Origin of the sequence: Mesorhizobium sp. M0166, assembly GCF_040322255.1 — a bacterium.
Taxonomy (GTDB): Bacteria; Pseudomonadota; Alphaproteobacteria; order Rhizobiales; family Rhizobiaceae; genus Mesorhizobium.
This window is the reverse complement of record NZ_JAMYTD010000005.1, coordinates 106,592-125,651: the sequence shown is the minus strand read 5'-3', so window position 1 is coordinate 125,651 and position 19,060 is coordinate 106,592. Positions and strand designations below refer to the sequence as shown.

Here is a 19,060-nt window from a genome sequence, read left to right as displayed (position 1 = left end):
CTGCCCGTGGCGGCGGAGTTACCCGCCCGACTTCGGCACCAGCAACGGAATGACGCGGTCGCTTTTGGCCACCGAAGGCCGGCCGGCCGAACCGTAGGGAATCCCCAACGCGTCCCATGTCTCGACCAGCGCGTCCTGCAGCGAGGCGATCAGCGCGTCCGAATGGAACGGTGTCGGCGTGATGCGTAGCCGTTCGGTGCCGCGCGGCACTGTCGGGTAGTTGATCGGCTGGATGTAAATGCCGTGCACACCGAGCAGGCGGTCGCTGGCCATCTTGCAGAGCTCGGGATCGCCGACCAGAAGTGGCACGATGTGGGTAGGCGATTCCATCACCGGCAGGCCGGCCGCGGCCAGCACTTGCTTGGTCCGTGTCGCCTGGCGCAGCTGCGCGTCGCGCTCGGCCTGCGAACGCTTGAGATGGCGGATCGAGGTGGTTGCCGCGGCAGCGATCGCCGGCGGCAACGCCGTGGTGAAGATGAAGCCCGGCGCATAGGAGCGCACCGCGTCGATCACCGCAGTGTTGCCGGCGATGTAGCCGCCAAGCGTGCCGAACGCCTTGGCCAGCGTGCCCTCGATGATGTCGATGCGGTCGGCCAGCCCTTCGCGCTCGGTGATGCCGCCGCCGCGCGGCCCGTACATGCCGACGGCGTGGACCTCGTCGATGTAGGTCATGGCGTTGTAACGCTCGGCGAGATCGACGATCTGCTTGATCGGCGCGATGTCACCGTCCATCGAATAGACGCTCTCGAAGACGATCAGCTTGGCGCGCTCGCGGCCGGCGGTCTGCAGCAGGCTTTCGAGATGCGCGACATCGTTATGGCGGAAGATCTTCTTCTCGGCGCCCGAGCGCCGCACGCCCTCGATCATCGAAGCGTGGTTGAGCTCGTCCGAGATGATCAGGCAATTGGGAAGCAGCTTTGCAATGGTCGAGATCGACGCCTCGTTGGAAACGAAGCCGGAGGTGAAAACCAGTGCCGCTTCCTTGTCGTGCAGGTCGGCCAGCTCCAGTTCGAGCTCGACCAGCGGGTTGCTGGTGCCGGAAATGTTGCGGGTGCCGCCGGCCCCCGACCCCATCTTGCCTGCCGCCTTCTGGAACGCGGCAATGACGTCGGGATGCTGGCCCATGCCGAGATAGTCGTTGGAGCACCAGACGGTGATTTCCTCGGCGCGGCCATTGGCACGCCAGATGGCGCGCGGGAATTTCCCTACGATACGCTCAAGGTCGGCGAAGACGCGGTAGCGGCGCTCTGCATGGAGCTGGTCGATCGCTTCCTCGAAAAACCGCTGATAGTTCATGTCGCCTTCCCAGTTTTGCGCGGGATCATAGTCATTGGCCCATTCGTCGTCCACCTGGCCTTTTTGGTCAAAATGCCACGCCCCGAGCCTGTTCCTAACGACCACGGAACGTGGCCTATTCCCTTGATGTGGATCAATCTTGTTTCAGGACAATGCCACACGCCGATGAGACCGGTTACCGCAGGTTCTAATGGCTTGGCGGCAGGTTTTCCAGTAAGGCGACGATTGAGACAGTTCCGATAAATCATGAATAGCGAGGATGCGGATGACGGTTTTGGTGACAGGCGGGGCCGGCTATATCGGTAGCCATATGGTCTGGGAATTGCTGGACACGGGTGACAGCGTCGTCGTCCTCGACCGGCTTTCCACCGGCTTTGAATGGGCAGTAGCCCCGGAAGCAAAGCTCGTCGTCGGCGATGTCGCCGACAGGGAACTGGTCGCCTCGATCATCCGCGACAATAAGGTCGACGCGATCATCCATTTCGCCGGCTCGATCGTGGTCCCCGAATCGGTCGCCGACCCGCTTGCCTATTACGAGAACAATACCTGCAAGACGCGCACCTTGATCGAGACCGCAGTGCGCGAAGGCGTGCCCAATTTCATCTTTTCCTCGACCGCCGCCGTCTATGGCGGCGCCGGCCTGGAGCCGGTGCGCGAGGATGCCCGGCTTGCGCCGGAATCGCCCTATGGCCTGTCCAAGCTGATGAGCGAATGGATGCTGCGCGACGCAGCCATTGCCCATGGGTTGCGCTATACGGCGTTGCGCTATTTCAACGTCGCCGGCGCCGATCCGAAGGGCCGCACCGGCCAGTCGACGCCCGGTGCCACGCATCTGATCAAGGTCGCCTGCGAGACGGCGCTCGGCAAGCGTCCCTTCATGCAGGTGTTCGGCACCGATTATCCGACGCCGGACGGCACCTGCATGCGCGACTATATCCACGTCAGCGACCTGGCGGCGGCGCATCGGCTGGCGCTGCAGCGGCTGCGTGCCGGCGGATCGAGCCTGGTCGCCAATTGCGGCTACAGCCACGGCTATTCGGTGCTCGAGGTCATCGACAGCGTCCGCCGCGTCTTCGGCCATGATTTCGACGTGCGGATGGGCGATCGCCGCGCCGGCGACGCCGCCGCGGTCGTCGCCAATTCGGAGCTGGCGCGCGGCGAACTCGGCTGGACCCCGCAGCGCGACAACCTCGACCAGATTGTTGCCGATGCGCTTGCCTGGGAGCGCATCCTGACCAGCAAGAATTCGGCTCTGGGGTGAAGTGGGCTCTCCGCAAAGGTTGGTTCAGCGCGCTGGGGGCGGAATGAAAATCCTGGTGCTTGGAGCCGGCGTCGTCGGCACGGCGGCGGCCTATTGTCTGGCCAGCGACGGCCATGAGGTGACGGTGATCGAGCGCCATCCGGCGGCAGCACGCGGCACCAGCCGGTCGAATGCCGGCCTGGTGTCGCCCGGGGACGCCACCGCCTGGGCCTCGCCGGCAGCGCTGAAGACGTTCCTGCGCGGCCTCTATAACCACGATCTCGGCATCAAGGTGCGCCTGCGCTTCGATCCATATTTTTTCGCCTGGAGCCTGCGCTTCCTGCGCCAGTGCACGCATAAGCGCATGCGCGCCAACACCGACGTCAAGCTGCGTCTGGGGCTCTATTCGCGCGACTGCATCAACGCCATCTCCGCCGAAACCGGCATCCACTATGACGAGCGCAAGAAGGGGATTCTGTATTTCTTCCGCTCGCAGCAGAGCTTTGACACCGGCACCGACAATTACCGCTATCTCGGCGAACACGGCCTGCCGATCGAGATCGTCGGCCGCGACCGGCTGGTCGAGCTCGAGCCGGGCCTCGCCGGCGCTAAGGACAAGATTGCCGGTGGCGTCTATTCGCCGATCGACCAGACCGGCGACTCCAGCCAATTCACGCAGCGCCTCGCTGCCTATGCCGCCGAGAAACTCGGCGTCCAGTTCCTCTACGGCACCACTGTCGAAGGCCTCGAGATCGACGGCGGCCGCGTGCGCGCCGTGATGACCTCGGCCGGCCCGGTGGCCGGCGACGCGGTGGTCATTTCCATGGGGCCGGAGAGCGGCCTGCTCGGCCGCCGCTACGGCATCGACCTCCCCGTCTACCCCGTGAAGGGCTATACCGTGACTGTTCCGCTGGAAGATGAAAGCAAGGGGCCGATCATGGGCGGCGCCGACGAGGATCGGCTGATCGGCTATTCCAGGCTGGGAAATCGGCTGCGGATGTCCTCGACGGCGGAGTTCACCGGGTTCGACCGCACGTTCAAGCCACGCGATTTCAACTCGATCCTGAACACCGGCAAGGACCTGTTCCCCGGCGCCTTCGACGAGAGCAAGGCTGAGCTCTGGGCTGGACTTCGCCCGATGATGCCGAACTCCGTGCCGGTCATCGGCCGGGCGCGGTACGACAATCTCTACCTCGACACCGGCCACGGCCATCTCGGCTGGACCATGGCCTGCGGCTCGGGAAAGTTCCTTGCCGACATAGTTGCCGGCCGCAAGCCGGAGATCGATCCGCAAGGATTGCTCTACGCGGGCTAGGCATCTCCCGACATCAGGGCGCCATGAGCTCGGCGGTCAGGCTCGTTCGTCGACCGCCGAACGCCAGGAGCGCACGTAACTTGTCCAGAGTGGATCGGCCGACGGTTCGGTCCTTTCGCCCCTGCCTTGCGGTGTCCCCTGGTCCGACGCCAGCAAGGCGGCCCCGATGCTGGTGCCTGTCGCAGCCTCGGAGGCAATGACGGCGCGTGCTGTCGCCGCAGCCAGCATGCGGGTGAACAGCCGGTTGCGGGCGAAGGGTCCTTCGACGATGGTGGGACCGTCCGCGCCGATCAGGTCGAGGCAGGTCGCGGTCATCAGCGCCAGGTAGAACGAGATGGCGACAAAGCGCTGGCCGGCGCTCATCCCGTCCGCGTTAAGCGATGATGCGGTATGATGCGGAAACGGCCCCGAACCCTGTTGGGTCGAGGGCAACAGGGACGTCTTGCGCGCCAGCACCGTGGCAACATCGTCGTCCGTCCAGTTCTCCGATTGGCCCTCGGTCAGCACGGAAAACTCGCGGCCGCCCATGAAGCGCGCCGAGGGCACGGGATCGCCGAGTGCGTTGACATTGACCAGCGTGTCGCGTGCCGGATCGAGCGTGACCTTGCTGCCGCCGACCGCCATCGACACCACCCAGGTGCCGGTCGAGACGACGGAGAAAGGCGGCTTGCCGGATAGGAGATGCGGCAGCAGCGAGGCGTTGGAATCGTGCAGGCCGCAATACACCGGCGTTTGTGGGTCGAGGCCGGTTTGCCACGCCAGAGCGGGCAGGATCGGGCCCAGGCGGTCCTTGGCCTGCCGCACCGGCGCCATCAGCCGGCGCCATTGCAGCCGGTCGACCAGCGACGAAAAATCCGCTTTCCACGGGTTCCAAAGATCGGTGTGGCAGCCGAGCGAAGTCACCTCGCTGGCGGCGACGCCGGTCAGGCGCAAGGCCCAGTATTGCGGATACATCAGCATCGCGGCGGTTCTGGCGAAATCCGCCGGAAAGCGATTCTGCTGCCAGAACAGCTGCGCACCGAGATTGAGGCCGGCCGGCAGGCGCGGCGTGCCGGTCTCGGAGAACGCCGGACGGATCGTGTCATAGTCCCCGGCAAGGGCATCCGGCCCGTCGAATTCGTAGTCGAGCGCCGGCAGCGCCAGTTCGCCAGATGCGTCGACCAGCACGGCCGTTGCGCCATGGGTGGTGATCGATATCGCATCGATGCGCTGCTCGCGATCGATCTCGGCCAGGCTGCCGAGGATAAACGCCCATAACCGCTCGACGTCATGGTGCGGGTACCGGCCTTGCCGAACCGGCTCGTTCACCATCCTGCGCAGCGCGACTTCGCTTGCTGCGGCAAGATCGACCAGCGCCACCTTGGCGTTGGTCTTGCCGATATCGATGACGGCGACGTGGCGGGTCATTCCATATGGAACATTGTTTCCAGCGGCACCGCCACCGGCTCGTTGTTCGGCCTGGTCTCCATGATGTCCGCCATCTCGGCCCACCAACGCTGCATCACCGGATGCTTCGGCAATTCGTCCATACCGTGGTCATCGCGCCGCCACAGCACGCCGAACAGGGTGTTGGTCTCCTCGTCGAGATGGATCGAATAATCGGAGATACCGGCCCGTTTCAGCAACGCGACGAGTGACGGCCAGATGTCGTCGTGGCGCCTCTTGTATTCGGCCTTCATGCCCGGATTGAGCCTCATCTTGAACGCGTATTTCTCCGGCATCAGGCAAAGCGCTCCCGCTGCACGCGCCGCCACAGGATCGGCAGCGCAATGACGATGATCAGCAGCAGGCCGATGAAGATCGACATGACGATCCCCGGCACGTTGAGCAGGCCGAGGCCGAAGGTCACCAGCCCCATGATGAAGGCGGCCAGCACCACACCCAGAATGCTGCCGGCGCCGCCCAGGATGCTGACGCCGCCGAGCACCACCATGGTGATGACTTCGAGCTCGTAGCCCTGCGCGATAGACGGCCGGGTCGAGCCGAGCCGCGATGTGATCAGCACCGAGGCGATGCCCGCCATCAGGCCGGTCAGGCAAAACAGGATGAATTTGATGCGGCCGACACGTACCCCGGAAAACTGCGCCGCGACCGGGTTGTTGCCGATGGCAAAGACCCGGCGGCCGAAGCTCGTCCGGTGCAAAAGGAACCAGTAGATAACTGCCGCGGCCAGGAACAGCGTCAGTTCGAACGACACCACCCACCAGACGTAGCCTTGGCCGAAGAAGGCGAAGCTCGCGGGATAGCCCTTGTAGGCCTGGTCGCCCAGGATGATGAAGGCAATGCCGCGAAACAGGCTCATCGTGCCGATGGTGACGACGATCGACGGCAAGCCGAGCCTGGTGACGAGCAGGCCGTTGAAGGCGCCGCAGCCGAGCCCGACGATGAGGCCGATTGCCATCAGCACCGGAGTGCCAGCACCGGCCTGCACCGCCATGCCCATCATTGTTGACGCGAGTGCGATGATGGCGGCCACCGACAGGTCGATTTCGCCGGAGATGATCAGCAGCGCCATGGCGAGCGCGATCAGCGCCTTTTCCGTGAAGTTGAAAGTCAGGTCCGACAGCGACCATGGGTCGAGGAAATAGGGCGAGGCAAAACTGTTGACGGCAAAAATGGCAACAGCGACAACGACCAGCAGCGCCTCCCAGGAGAAGACCGCCGCAGTGAAAGGCTTGTCGAGCCGATCGGGAATGTGGCGTGGGGCAGGGGTGTCGGTCATGCCGCTTCCGCCTTTTTGAGAATGATGCGGCCTTGCCGGCGTTCGCCGCGCGCGTTGAGCACCACGGCCAGGATGATGGCGCTGCCTGAAATCGCCATTTGCCAGAAGGGCGAGATATTGATCACCGGCAGCGCGTTGGAGATGATGCCGAGGAACAGCGCGCCGAGCACCGCGCCGCCGACCGAGCCGATGCCGCCGGCGATCGAAATGCCGCCGATGACGCAGGCGGCGATGATGTTGAGCTCATAGCCATTGGCGACCTCGACCGAGGCGATGACGTAGCGCGAGATCCAGAGATAACCGCAGAGGCCGCCGATCATCCCCGAGATGCAGAAGACGATGAATTTCGTCCGGCCGACATCGATGCCGGCATAGACCGATGCGGTCGGGTTGACGCCGATGGCATAGATCGAGCGGCCGAGCGCGGTGCGTGTCATCACGAGGAAGAACAGGGCAATGACCAAAAGGGCGATCCACGACAGCACCGGAATACTGAGGAACGCCGCGCGCTGCAGGCCGATGAAATCAGGGCTCATCTGGTCGGCATTGACCCAGGCGCCGCCTGATATGACGAAGGTGGCGCCGCGGTAGATGGTGAGCGTGCCGAGCGTCACCACGATCGAGGGAATGTTCAGCCGCCATACCAGCAGGCCGTTGATGGCGCCGAGCACCAGCCCGACCAGAAGTGCGATGACGATCAGCAGCGGGGTCGGGATTGCCGGATGTGCGGCGTTCAGCATCGCCACCACCATGCCGGTGAAGCAGAGATTGGAAGCCATCGACAGGTCGATCGAGCGGGTCAGGATGACGACCATCTGGCCGAGTGCCAGGATCATCAGGATCGACGTGTCGTTGAACACCTGGCGCAGATTGGCCGGATCGGCAAAACCTGGAAACCGCGTTGAGATCAGCCCGATCAGCACGACGATTGCCGCCAGCAGCCAGACCTCGCGATATCTGAGAAAAGCCTTCATGCCGCGATCCCCGCTGCCGTCCTGACCAAGGTTTCGGCGTCGAGCCCCTTATTGTCGTAGACCGCGGCAATGCGGCCCTCGCGCATGACGACGACGCGGTCGGACATGCCGAGGATTTCCGGCAGTTCGGACGACACCATGATCACCGACAGGCCTTGCGCGACGAGCTCGGCCATGAAGCCGTGCACGGCTGCCTTCGAGCCGATGTCGATGCCCTTGGTCGGCTCGTCCAGGATGATCACCTTGGGCGCGGTCGCCAGCCATTTGGCGATGACGATCTTCTGCTGGTTGCCGCCCGACAGCGTGCCGACATCCTGGCTGAGCGAGGAAGCGCGCAGGTCGAGCCGCTCGGTATAGGCGCGGGCCAGGGCGAACTCTTCCGCCAGCCGCAACATGCCGGACTTGGAGGTACGCCTGAGCGAGGGAAGCGAGACATTCTGGAAGATCGGCAGGCCGATCACCACACCTTGCTTGCCGCGCTCCTCCGGCACATAGACGATGCCGGCATTGATCGAATCCGCCGCTGATTTCGGCGCGATCGCCTTGCCCTCCAGCGTGATCGTGCCGCCGCTGGTGCGGGTGATGCCTGATATCGCCTGCATCACCTCGCTGCGCCCGGCGCCGACAAGGCCGTAGAAGCCGAGGATTTCGCCCCTGTGCAGTTCGAAGCCGATGTCGTCGAACTCGGTCGGATGCGACAGGCCGGAGACGGCGAGCACCGGCGCGCCGATCTCGGCCTTGCGCTGCGGAAAGATGTGATCGACCGAGCGGCCGACCATCATGCGCACGATCTGGCTCTGGCCGGCGTCCTTGATCAGGCCTTCGCCGACCATCTCGCCGTCGCGGAACACGGTATAGCGGTCGGCGATGCGGTAGATCTCATCGAATTTGTGGCTGATGAACAGGATCGCCTTGCCGTCGCTCTTGAGGAATTCGATCAGCAGGAAAAGCTCTTCGATCTCCTTCATCGAAAGCGCTGCCGTCGGCTCGTCCATGATGACGATCCGCGCGTCGATCGACATGGCGCGGGCGACGGCGACAAGGTGCTTGTTGGCGATGCCGAGATCCTTCAGCCTGGCATCGGCGTCGATATGGCCGGCGCCCATCGTGTCGAGCACCTCGCGGGCATTCTTGCGCATGGTGCGCCAGTCGATGGTTTTGAAACGCGTGCGCGGCGCATGGCCGAGGAAGATGTTTTCGGCCACCGTCAGGTCGTCGAACAGCACCGTTTCCTGGTGGATGGCGGTGATGCCATGCCCGAACGCGGCGTGGGCGCTGGGCAGTGTGACCGGCTGGCCGTCGATGCTGATCGTGCCAGCATCAGGCTGGTAGATGCCGGTCATGATCTTGACCAGCGTCGACTTGCCGGCGCCGTTTTCACCGATCAGCGCGGTTACCTGGCCGGGATAGAGCGACAGGCCGACATCGTGCAGCGCCCGCACGCCGGGAAAGCTTTTCGAGATGCCGGACAGCATCAGGCGCGGTCCGGGAGACAAAGGCGCTTCCTTCGCCACTTCGTGTTGGGCTGTCGTGTCCATAATCGTATCAAGCCCTGAAACAAGGTTCGTTTGAAAGCGCGGCGGAACCTGAGCCCCGCCGCACCGTTTCGAAGGCTCCAGGATCAATAGATCTTGGAGAACTTTTCGATGTTCGACTTGTCGAACTGAAAGGGCGGAGCCATCGCAGCCGAGTTGGTGTCGTCGAGCGTGACCTTGCCGACGCGGCCGATCGACAGCGTAGCACCGGGCTTGCCTTCTTCCTTCTTCACCGCCAGGTCATGGGCGAGGTAGACCGCGGAATAGCCGAGATCGATCGGGTTCCACAGCGCAACCGCCTGGCTGGCGCCATTGTCGATGAACTTCTTGAACTCCGACGGCAGCGCCAGGCCGGTGACGTTGACCTTGCCGATCAGGCCTTCATCGGTCACCACCTGCGCGGCGGCAACGACGCCGACCGTGGTCGGTGCGATGATCGCCTTGAGGTTCGGATAGGACTTCAAAAGACCCTTGGCCTCGTCCGTGCTCTTGGCCGAGTCGTCGTCGCCATAAACGGTGGCGACGAGTTTGATCTTGGGGAACTTCTCCGGCAGCACCTTCTTGGCCGCGTCGATCCAGGCATTCTGGTTGGTCGCGGTCGAAGAAGCCGACAGGATGGCGACATCGCCGCCTTCCGGCAGATAGTCGGCGGCCAGCTTGATGATGGTCTCACCGATCAGGTTGGTGTCGGAGGGGTTGAGGTGAAGCTGGCGGCCTTCCGGCGCGACGCCTGAATCCCACGAGATAACGGTGATGCCGCGCTGCATCGCCTTCTTCAGCACCGGCACCAGCGCGTCGGCGTCGTTCGCCGAAATGGCGATGGCGTTGACCTTCTGGGCGATCAGCGAATTGACCACTTCGATCTGAGCTTCGGCGGTCGCCTTGGTCGGGCCGGTGTAGATGATGTCGACATCGCCGAGCTCCTTGGCCGCCTCTTCGGCGCCCTTGTTGGCGGCGTCGAAGAAGCCGTTGCCGAGCGACTTCACCACCAGCGCGATCTTGACGTTTTCGGCGTAGGCGGCATTCACGAACATGGCGGCGGAGAACGCCGCCGTAACCATCAATTTCTTCAGAAAGCTCATCGAATATCCTCCCTTGAGCGTTGCATTCCATCACCGCTGCGGGCGTGAGTTTTTCTCAGGCCTGCAGCGAAGATTCTTCCTTGTTGGTTGCCGTTGTGCGGGCGATGATCAGCGTGACGCCGGCGGTCTCCAGCATCTTGGCTTCGCGATCCTCGATGGCGTCGTCGGTGATCACCGTGGCGATGCGCGACAGGCCGCACAGGATCAGGCTCGAGCGTTTGCGGAATTTCGAGGAATCGACCAGCACCACCAACTCGTCTGCCTGGTCGATCAGTTTCTGTTCGGCCTGGATCAGCAGCGGGTCGCCTTCCATAAGACCGAGCGGCCCCAGCCCTTGTGCGCCCATGAACATGCGGCGCGCGTAGAAATTGCGCGTCACGTCATTGTCGAACGGCGACAGGATGATGTTCTGCTCGCGGTAGATGGTGCCGCCTGACAGCATCACCGTGTTCTTGGAGTGCCTGAGCAGGTGCTCCGCGATCGGGAAGGAATTGGTGAAGATCGGCATGCGGCGGCCGGTCAGGAAATGCACCATCTGGAAGGTGGTGGTGCCGCCATTGATGATGATCGGCTCGCCGTCCTTGCATAGATCCACGGCTTCCCGCGCGATTGCCCGCTTCTGCGAAGCGTTGATGGTCTCGTTGACGGAGAAGGGCCGGCCGGCAAGGCCGATGAACTGCGGCGGCGAAAGCGCCTCGGCCCCGCCGCGCACGCGGCGCAGCCGCTTTTGCACATGCAATGCCGCGATGTCGCGCCTGATCGTCGCCTCCGACGACTCCGTCAGGTCGACCATCTCCTGCACCGTCACCACAGGTTTTTCCTGGACGGCGGACAGAATGATCCTGTGGCGCTCTTTTTCGTGCATGGTTCCTCCCTGCCTGAGCATCTAGGCACCCAAAGCGCGCAGTGTCAATCATTTCCGATCAGATAATTTCGTTGTGCGATGCAATATGACTGATATTGATCGTTTGTGATTGACAAGGCCGCCGCTTGCGTAGAAATTCGTACAAAAGGGACCCGCGCCGTTTGCGTGTCCCAAAGGGAGGATACCTATGCTCGACAAGCGCTCCGGCACGCGCCTCGCCAATCTTTGGGATGACGCAAAAGCGCAAGCAATGAGCGAGCCCGAACGTCTGGTCTATCGCTCGAATGTTCTTGGCTCCGACAAGCGCGTCACCAATTATGGCGGCGGCAACACCTCCTCCAAGATCTGGCAAAAGGATCCGCTCACCGGCGAGAGCGTGGAAGTGCTGTGGGTCAAGGGCTCGGGCGGCGACAGCGCCTCGATTAAAACAGACGGCTTCGCCACGCTCTACATGGACAAATTGCGTGCGCTGAAAGGTCTTTATCGCGGCCTCGAACACGAAGACGAGATGGTCGGCTATCTGCCTCACTGCACCTTCAATCTCAACCCGCGCGCGGCTTCCATCGACACGCCGCTGCATGCCTTCGTGCCGAAGCCTTATGTCGACCATATGCATCCCGATGCGATCATCGCCATTGCTGCCGCCAAGGATTCGCAGGCGCTGACCAAGGAGATCTTCGGCGACACGATCGGCTGGCTGCCATGGAAACGTCCGGGCTTCGAGCTCGGCCTGTGGCTGGAGAAATTCTGCCTCGAGAACCCCAACGCCAAGGGTGTCGTGCTGGCAAGCCATGGCCTGTTCAGCTGGGGCGACACGCCGAAGGAATGCTACGAGACGACGATCTCGGTGATCAACCAGGCGATCGACTGGTTCGAGCGCAAGAGCCAGGGCAAGCCGATCTTCGGCGGCGAAGTCGTCAAATCCCTCGATGCGCCGGCGCGTCGCGCCGTGGCCGCAAAACTGATGCCGAGGATCCGCGGCCTGATCTCGGAGAACAGCCACAAGCTCGGCCATTTCGACGATTCCCCTGCCGTGCTCGAATTCGTCAGTTCCAGGGATTTGCGGCCGCTGGCGGCACTAGGCACGTCCTGCCCGGACCACTTCCTGCGCACCAAGATCCGGCCGCTGGTCATCGAGTTCGACCCCCAAAATCCCGACGTCGATGCCGTCATTGCCCGTCTTGCCGACGATGTGGCGGAGTATCGCGTCGGCTATCAGGCATATTATGACCGCTGCAAGCACCCGGATTCGCCGCCCGTGCGCGATCCGAACGCCGTCGTCTATCTGATGCCCGGCGTTGGCATGTTCACCTTCGCCGGCGACAAGGCGACGGCGCGCATTTCAGGCGAATTCTACGTCAACGCCATCAATGTCATGCGCGGCGCCTCGACGGTGTCGACCTATGTCGGCCTGCCCGACCAGGAAGCCTTCGACATCGAATACTGGCTGCTCGAAGAGGCAAAGCTGCAGCGCCTGCCGAAACCAAAGGCTCTTGCCGGCCAGATTGCGCTGGTCACCGGCGGCGCCGGCGGCATCGGCCGGGCCACCGCCAACCGGCTGCTGCGCGAGGGCGCCTGCGTCGTGCTGGCCGATATCGACGAAGCAGCCCTTGCCAGCGCCAATGACGAGCTTGCCAAGGCCTATGGCAAGGATTTCGTCCGGCCCGTCGTCATCAACGTCACGTCCGAGGATCAGGTGATCTCCGGCTTTGCCGAAACGGCGGTCGAATTTGGCGGCATCGATATCCTCGTGTCGAATGCCGGTCTGGCAACGTCGGCGCCGATCGAGGACACCACGCTGGCGCTGTGGAACAAGAACATGGACATCCTGTCGACCGGCTATTTCCTGGTTTCGCGGGAAGCGTTCCGGCTGTTCCGGGCGCAGAAGATCGGCGGCAACGTCGTCTTCGTCGCCTCCAAGAACGGGCTTGCCGCATCGCCAAACGCCGCCGCCTATTGCACGGCCAAGGCCGCCGAGATCCATCTGGCACGCTGCCTGGCGCTGGAAGGCGCGGAAGCGCAGATCAGGGTCAATGTCGTCAACCCCGACGCTGTGCTGCGCGGCTCGAAGATCTGGACCGGCGAGTGGAAGGAACAGCGCGCCGCCGCCTACAAGATGTCGACCGACGATCTCGAGGAGCACTACCGCTCGCGTTCGATGCTGAAGCGGTCGGTGTTCCCCGAAGACATCGCCGAGGCGATCTATTTCTTCGCCTCCGATATGTCGGCCAAATCGACCGGCAACATCATCAACGTCGACGCCGGCAACGCGCAGAGTTTTACGCGATAAGCGACCGTCTTTAAGGGTTGCGCTGCCCCTCATCCGCCTGCCGGCACCTTCTCCCCGTATAGTGACGGGGAGAAGGGAAGCGCTCCAACGCCGGTGATCCCCCCTCTTCCCGTTCTTTACGGGGAGAGGGTAAGGGTGAGGGGCAGCGCCGACCAACGCAAATTGGGAGGAAACCACCATGTCCGAAACCATCATCTCCGCCGACCTCGTCGACAGGCACAATGCCGCGCGCGATGCCGATCTCAGACGCGACTACGAGTCTCTCGGCGAGCGCCTCGACCGCCGCGGCATCGCCATCGACGCCATCCGCGACAAGGTCGAGAAATTCGCCGTCGCCATCCCGTCCTGGGGCGTCGGCACCGGCGGCACCCGCTTTGCCCGCTTTCCCGGCGCCGGCGAGCCGCGTGACATTTTCGACAAGATCGAGGACTGCGCCGTAATCCGGCAATTGACGCAGGCGACGCCGACCGTCTCGCTGCACATTCCCTGGGACAAGGCCGATCCGAACCGGCTGAAACAGGCGGCATCCCGCTTCGGCCTTGGCTTCGACGCCATCAACTCCAACACCTTCTCCGACGCCAGGGACCAGAAACTTTCCTATAAATTCGGCTCGCTGTCGCATGCCGATGCAGCAACACGCCGGCAGGCGGTCGAGCACAATCTCGAATGCATCGAGATCGGCAGGACGCTGGGCTCCAAAGCGCTGACGGTATGGATCGGCGACGGCTCGAACTTTCCCGGCCAGGTCAATTTCGCCAGGGCATTCGAGCGCTATCTCGACGCGATGAAGGAGATCTATGCCGGGCTGCCGGACGACTGGAAGCTGTTCACCGAGCACAAGATGTATGAGCCGGCCTTCTATTCGACCGTTGTGCAGGATTGGGGCACCAACTACATCATCGCCAAAGAGCTTGGCGACAAGGCGTTCTGCCTGGTCGACCTCGGCCATCACGCCCCCAACGTCAACATCGAAATGATCGTGTCGCGGCTGATCCAGTTCAAGAAGCTCGGCGGCTTCCATTTCAACGATTCGAAATATGGCGACGACGACCTCGACGCCGGCTCGATCGATCCCTACCGCCTGTTCCTCGTCTTCAATGAACTGGTCGATGCCGAGCTTGCCGGTGACGAAGGTTTCGATCCCGCCCACATGCTCGACCAAAGCCATAACGTCACCGATCCGATCGAAAGCCTGATGCTGTCGGCGGTCGAGGTGCAGCGCGCCTATGCCCAGGCGCTGCTGGTCGACCGCAAGGCGCTCGAAGGCTTTCAGGACGCCAATGACGCGCTGATGGCGACGCAAACGCTGAAGACAGCCTATCGCACCGACGTCGAGCCGATCCTCGCCATGGCGCGGCTGAAGACCGGTGGCGCCATCGATCCGGTCGCCGCCTACCGCGCCGCCGGCTACCGGGCGAAGGTCGCAGCCGAACGGCCGGCGGTCGCAAGCGTCGGTGGCGGGATTGTTTGATGTTGGGGTGAAAATGGAAAACCCGCCACGAAGGGCGGGTCGTTGGAGCCAATTAGCACCATACCGGAATTAGTAGCATAGCTGCCGGCACAAAGCAAGAACAAAGTTGCCTGTCAGCGTTGAATGTTGGCGAAAACCAAAGGCGAAATCCGATCTCCCCCCTTGCGGGGGAGATGTCCGGCAGGACAGAGGGGGGTGGGACGGATCTCCAACGTCGAATCGTGCAACCTGCAAAATAGCCAGAGGATGTGCCCGCGCATTGCTGGAGAGGTCGGAGGGACAGCACCCCCCTTCTGGCCTGCCGGCCATCTCCCCCGCAAGGGGGGAGATCGGCAGTTCCGCCGGCCTGAACCCTCGCCTTCCCATTAATGTCAGTAGACTCGACCCCGCCAAGCGCGTTTCCTAGGTCTACCCCACGCCTCGGAGAACGGCCATGCACAACACCCGCCGAACCCTAATCGCCGTCAGCCTTTCCCTCACCCTGACCTTCGTACCGTTCCTCGCCTTTGCCGCCTCGCCGCAGCCGGCGAAGGGCGAGCACGGCATGGTGGTGAGCGCCCAGCATCTGGCCTCGGAAGTCGGCGTCGAGGTGCTGAAGAAGGGCGGCAATGCCGTCGATGCCGCGGTCGCCGTCGGCTATGCGCTGGCCGTTGTCTATCCGACCGCCGGCAATATCGGCGGTGGCGGCTTCATGACCATCCGCTTCAAGGACGGTCGCTCGACCTTCCTCGATTTTCGCGAGCGCGCACCGTTGGCCGCGACCAAAACCATGTATCTCGACAAGGACGGCAAGCCGGTGAAGGGCGCCAGTCTCGACGGCTATCTGGCGGTCGGCGTGCCGGGCTCGGTTGCCGGTTTCGAGATGGCGCGGGAGAAATACGGCACGCTGTCTCGGCAGGACTTGCTGGCGCCGGCAATCCGCTTTGCCAAAGAAGGTTTCGTGCTGGAGCAGGGCGATGCGGCCTCGCTCCGGGGCGGCGCGGAGCGGTTGGCGAGGGACCCAGCGGCGGCAGCCATTTTCCTCAAGCCGGACGGCAAGCCTTATGCTGTCGGCGAGCGCCTCGTTCAGCCCGATCTCGCGGCTTCGCTTGGCGCCATTTCCGAGCGCGGTGCGGATGCCTTCTACAAAGGCGCGACCGCCGACGCCATCGTCAAGGCGAGCGGCGAGAAGGGCGGCATTCTGGCCAGGGCCGATTTCGAAAACTACGTGGTTCGTGAGCTCAAGCCGGCGACCTGCAATTATCGCGGCTACGAGATCATTTCCTCGCCGCCGCCGAGCTCCGGCGGCATCATCATCTGCGAGATCCTCAACGTGCTTGAGCTCTATCCGCTGTCCTATCTCGGCGCCGGTTCGGCCGAGACGGTTCACGTTATGGTCGAGGCGATGCGCCACGCCTATGTCGACCGGAATTCGGCGCTCGGCGATCCCGGTTTCGTCGACAACCCGGTCGCAAAACTGCTCGACAAGAATTACGCCAGGGAAATCCGCGAAAAGATCGATCCGTTCCGGGCCGGCGTCTCGCAGGAATTGATGCCGAAGGGCTTTGGCGAGAGCAGCGAGACGACGCATTATTCGATCATCGACAATGATGGCAACGCTGTCGCGGTAACCTACACGCTGAACGGCTCTTTCGGTGCCGGCGTTGTCGCCGCCGGCACCGGCATTCTGCTCAACAACGAGATGGACGATTTCACCCAGAAACCCGGAGTGCCTAATCTCTATGGCCTGGTCCAGGGCGAGGCGAACGCGATCGCGCCGAAAAAGACGCCGCTGTCGTCGATGAGCCCGACCATCCTCGCCAAAGACGGCAAGCCGTTCATGGTCATCGGCAGCCCCGGCGGTTCACGCATCATCACCATCACGCTGGAGGCGATCGTCAACGTCGTCGACCACGGCATGAACATCCAGGAGGCCATCGACGCACCGCGCGTCCATCACCAATGGTTGCCCGACACGGTCTATATCGAACCTTTCGGCCTGTCGCCCGATACCGAAAAGCTGCTCACCGGCATGGGCTACCACCTCGATCTTGCCGACACGACCTGGGGCCAGGCGGCCGGCATCCTGGTCGGCGGCAAGAGCCTGGCGGAAATCGAGAAGGGTGGCGGCGCCCGCTACAATGGCGCCATCGACAGCCGCGCCGCATCCGGCAAGGCTATCGGGTATTAGGCCCAAAAAGTGGGGACCGGTTTACGGATAAGATCATGGTCGACAAGAAGATTACGCTCTGAATCAGGTGACCAGCGCGATCGTCGACGCTATCAGCATCAGTGCCGCGATGCCGACGAATAGCGCGTAGATGCGCGGCCGGTCGAGCAGAAGCGCATTGCCGGATATCCATGCCGCTGTGGCGCCGCCAAGCGCGAAAAAGAAGGTGCTGCGGCGCCCGAAGCTCAAGCCGGCAGCCATCAGGCCACCGATGATCAGGGCGCCGAACACGATGATCACGGCGACTGCGTATTTTTCGAAATCGTTGCTGCCGGCGCTCGGGCCGATTGCGTTCAACCTCGACAGATCGTCCGGATCGAACGGGCTGGTCGACCCATATTCGTCTTGACCGACAGGCTCATGCATTATTCGTTCTCCGCAAACCGACAGCAAATCATCAAGCCTCGCCGAGCGCAACCGCTCGCCGAATGTGATCGGCACGGTGTTCAACACTTTCTGGCGGCGGCTTGCCAGAGATTTTTGAATTCGCGCTTGGATCGCCGTCCCGCTGCGCGGCCTGGTCAAGCGCTTTGCTCGAGCTGAATCTTCATGCCGCCCTGGCCAAAGACTGCGTTGCCTGAACGGAAGCCCCAAGCACCGCCTGTGCGGTGTCGGCCTGCCTTTCATCGACATGCGCCAGCACCAGGATCACACCTTGTGCGGCATCCGGCTTGCCTGGCTGCTTGCCGATATCGGACAATGTGCCGAAAAGTCTGCCGACAACGCAGCCCAAGGCTGCACCGACGAGGGCCGATGCCAGCCATCCCGCGCCGAGGGGATCGATGCCGGGAATATTAAAGGCGCCTAGGCCGGCCAACAAACCCGCCGCCGCGCCAAGGGCGGCACCGGTGCCTGGACCGCGCAAGACGGCGCCGATTTCGTCGTCGTAGGGCCCGATGATGCTGATCTGGTGGCGCGCAATTCCTGCCGCCTGAAGTGCTTCGACGGCTCGCGCCGCCTGGTCATGGAAATCAAAAAGTCTGCTGATTGTTCGCATTGAAACTGCCTGTGAGGCCCCCCGGCCCTCAATAGTACGGCAGGTTCCTGCTGAGCGAGGACGCCGAGGAACCCTTGACGCATACATCGCCCGCCGCTCATTTCTGAGCGGCGGGCGATGGCTGCCCGAAGCTTTCACGTCACTCGATGATCTTGACGATCTTGCGCGTGCCTGGGTCGACGACGACGGTGCGGTTGTCGACGACGACATAGCGGTATTTGACGTTGGGGACTTCATGAAGCTCGACAGTATCGGGAAGCGTTGAGCCGATATTGAGCTCCACCCCAGGGATTTTCACCGAGGCCAGCGGCTGCTTCTTCACATACTCCTTGATGACCGTTTCCTGCTGCGGTTCGATGACAACGTCTTGCGCCGCGGCGGCACCGACGCCTGCCAGCAGCAACAATCCTGCCACCGCGGTGGAAAGATGCATTCTCATGGGTCGTCTCCTTTGCGAACTCGGTCCGCTCTTCACGCCAAGGCTCCCTCGAACGGAAGGCAGCTGAAAACGTTCCGTCGACGGGGCTTCGGTCCCGCCCGGCAGGGACCAATCGACGTGTTGCCGCAGGACCTAAGTCTGATCCTTGTGCGCAAAGGGTGGGTTTGCCGCGTGACCCGGAACCGCCGCGGCGCCTAGCCGTTGCTGGCTGCACGTTCCGGGAGGATTCCATGGAAAAAGTCGACGGTTGCTCGCACCGATCTTGGCTGTTTCCATTCCGATCGAACCCGGCATCTGCGCAGCCCTGTCCCTTCCTGCGCCGATAAGGGTTCGCCCGTCACTTTGTGGCGGGCGAACCCTTAAATTGCTGCGTGCACCAAAGTTGACCCCCTGAAGCGAAGAGAAGGGGCGAGGAGAACAGAAATGGCCGACGACAAGACCAAGCGAGACTTCAGCGATCGCAATCGCGTTTCGGCGGATGAGTATTACGAGGTCGAATATTTCGCGCGGAAAAATGGTGTTTCGCCCAGCCAGGTGAGCAAGCTGATCAAAAGGACCGGCGGCGACCGGATGATCCTCTCGCAGGCGGTGAAGGCATTGCGCGAGCGCAAGTGAGATGGCGGCC

At 62.9% G+C, this 19,060-nt stretch carries 17 protein-coding genes; 6 read left to right on the top strand and 11 right to left on the bottom strand.

Going from position 1 to position 19,060, the window contains the following annotated elements:
• Window positions 1-18: 18 nt before the first annotated feature.
• Window positions 19-1,296 carry a 5-aminolevulinate synthase gene (hemA, locus tag NKJ46_RS08905; protein ID WP_352448656.1) on the bottom strand — a complete coding sequence of 426 codons (1,278 nt, stop codon included), beginning with the start codon at window positions 1,294-1,296 and terminating at the stop codon, window positions 19-21.
• Between the two features lie 265 nt (window positions 1,297-1,561).
• On the opposite strand from hemA, the gene galE reads away from it, so the two are divergent.
• Window positions 1,562-2,557: a UDP-glucose 4-epimerase GalE gene (galE, locus tag NKJ46_RS08900; protein WP_352516604.1), complete on the top strand. Its 996-nt coding sequence runs from the start codon at window positions 1,562-1,564 to the stop codon at window positions 2,555-2,557.
• 43 nt (window positions 2,558-2,600) lie between these two features.
• Complete coding sequence (locus NKJ46_RS08895; protein WP_352664148.1) at window positions 2,601-3,851, top strand: D-amino acid dehydrogenase; 1,251 nt, start codon at window positions 2,601-2,603, stop codon at window positions 3,849-3,851.
• A 36-nt stretch (window positions 3,852-3,887) separates the two neighbouring features.
• Here the strand turns inward: NKJ46_RS08895 and NKJ46_RS08890 are convergent, their stop codons facing one another.
• From NKJ46_RS08890 to NKJ46_RS08860, 7 genes are all read right to left on the bottom strand, one after another.
• The gene (locus NKJ46_RS08890) at window positions 3,888-5,258 is read right to left on the bottom strand and encodes an FGGY-family carbohydrate kinase (RefSeq protein WP_352664146.1); all 1,371 of its coding nucleotides are present in this window, start codon (window positions 5,256-5,258) and stop codon (window positions 3,888-3,890) included.
• On the bottom strand, window positions 5,255-5,572 hold the full coding sequence (rhaM, locus tag NKJ46_RS08885; protein ID WP_352664144.1) for an L-rhamnose mutarotase: 318 nt from the start codon (window positions 5,570-5,572) through the stop codon (window positions 5,255-5,257). The genes NKJ46_RS08890 and rhaM overlap by 4 nt, the downstream gene beginning before the upstream one ends.
• Window positions 5,572-6,573, bottom strand: a complete 1,002-nt coding sequence (locus tag NKJ46_RS08880) for an ABC transporter permease (RefSeq protein WP_352664142.1) — start codon at window positions 6,571-6,573, stop codon at window positions 5,572-5,574. Before NKJ46_RS08880 ends, rhaM begins: the two co-directional genes overlap by 1 nt.
• Window positions 6,570-7,547 (bottom strand): ABC transporter permease, encoded by a 978-nt coding sequence (locus NKJ46_RS08875; protein ID WP_352664140.1) that lies wholly within the window; start codon window positions 7,545-7,547, stop codon window positions 6,570-6,572. The genes NKJ46_RS08880 and NKJ46_RS08875 overlap by 4 nt, the downstream gene beginning before the upstream one ends.
• Window positions 7,544-9,085: a sugar ABC transporter ATP-binding protein gene (locus tag NKJ46_RS08870; protein ID WP_352664138.1), complete on the bottom strand. Its 1,542-nt coding sequence runs from the start codon at window positions 9,083-9,085 to the stop codon at window positions 7,544-7,546. The genes NKJ46_RS08875 and NKJ46_RS08870 overlap by 4 nt, the downstream gene beginning before the upstream one ends.
• An 83-nt stretch (window positions 9,086-9,168) precedes the next feature.
• On the bottom strand, window positions 9,169-10,164 hold the full coding sequence (gene rhaS, locus NKJ46_RS08865) for a rhamnose ABC transporter substrate-binding protein (protein ID WP_352664136.1): 996 nt from the start codon (window positions 10,162-10,164) through the stop codon (window positions 9,169-9,171).
• 55 nt (window positions 10,165-10,219) lie between these two features.
• Window positions 10,220-11,029, bottom strand: a complete 810-nt coding sequence (locus NKJ46_RS08860) for a DeoR/GlpR family DNA-binding transcription regulator (protein WP_023677380.1) — start codon at window positions 11,027-11,029, stop codon at window positions 10,220-10,222.
• A 187-nt stretch (window positions 11,030-11,216) separates the two neighbouring features.
• Here NKJ46_RS08860 and NKJ46_RS08855 point away from each other — a divergent pair, with 187 nt between their 5' ends.
• The 3 genes from NKJ46_RS08855 (at window position 11,217) to ggt (ending at window position 16,960) form a co-directional block, all read left to right on the top strand.
• A complete protein-coding gene (locus tag NKJ46_RS08855; RefSeq protein WP_352664134.1) occupies window positions 11,217-13,319 on the top strand; it encodes a bifunctional rhamnulose-1-phosphate aldolase/short-chain dehydrogenase in 2,103 nt (700 codons plus the stop codon).
• A 178-nt stretch (window positions 13,320-13,497) separates the two neighbouring features.
• Window positions 13,498-14,790 (top strand): L-rhamnose catabolism isomerase, encoded by a 1,293-nt coding sequence (rhaI, locus tag NKJ46_RS08850; protein ID WP_352664132.1) that lies wholly within the window; start codon window positions 13,498-13,500, stop codon window positions 14,788-14,790.
• 433 nt (window positions 14,791-15,223) lie between these two features.
• Complete coding sequence (ggt, locus tag NKJ46_RS08845) at window positions 15,224-16,960, top strand: gamma-glutamyltransferase (RefSeq protein WP_352664130.1); 1,737 nt, start codon at window positions 15,224-15,226, stop codon at window positions 16,958-16,960.
• A 63-nt stretch (window positions 16,961-17,023) separates the two neighbouring features.
• Here ggt and NKJ46_RS08840 read toward each other — a convergent pair whose 3' ends face one another.
• The 3 genes from NKJ46_RS08840 to NKJ46_RS08830 all read right to left on the bottom strand — a co-directional run bounded on the left by NKJ46_RS08840 (window position 17,024) and on the right by NKJ46_RS08830 (window position 18,435).
• Complete coding sequence (locus tag NKJ46_RS08840; protein WP_292663955.1) at window positions 17,024-17,365, bottom strand: hypothetical protein; 342 nt, start codon at window positions 17,363-17,365, stop codon at window positions 17,024-17,026.
• Window positions 17,366-17,546: 181 nt separating this feature from the next.
• Window positions 17,547-17,996: a hypothetical protein gene (locus tag NKJ46_RS08835; protein ID WP_352664128.1), complete on the bottom strand. Its 450-nt coding sequence runs from the start codon at window positions 17,994-17,996 to the stop codon at window positions 17,547-17,549.
• A 139-nt stretch (window positions 17,997-18,135) separates the two neighbouring features.
• The gene (locus NKJ46_RS08830) at window positions 18,136-18,435 is read right to left on the bottom strand and encodes a DUF1236 domain-containing protein (RefSeq protein WP_352664126.1); all 300 of its coding nucleotides are present in this window, start codon (window positions 18,433-18,435) and stop codon (window positions 18,136-18,138) included.
• 423 nt (window positions 18,436-18,858) lie between these two features.
• Between NKJ46_RS08830 and NKJ46_RS08825 the strand changes: the two genes are divergently transcribed.
• Window positions 18,859-19,050 (top strand): DUF3606 domain-containing protein, encoded by a 192-nt coding sequence (locus tag NKJ46_RS08825; RefSeq protein ID WP_352664124.1) that lies wholly within the window; start codon window positions 18,859-18,861, stop codon window positions 19,048-19,050.
• Window positions 19,051-19,060: the final 10 nt, after the last annotated feature.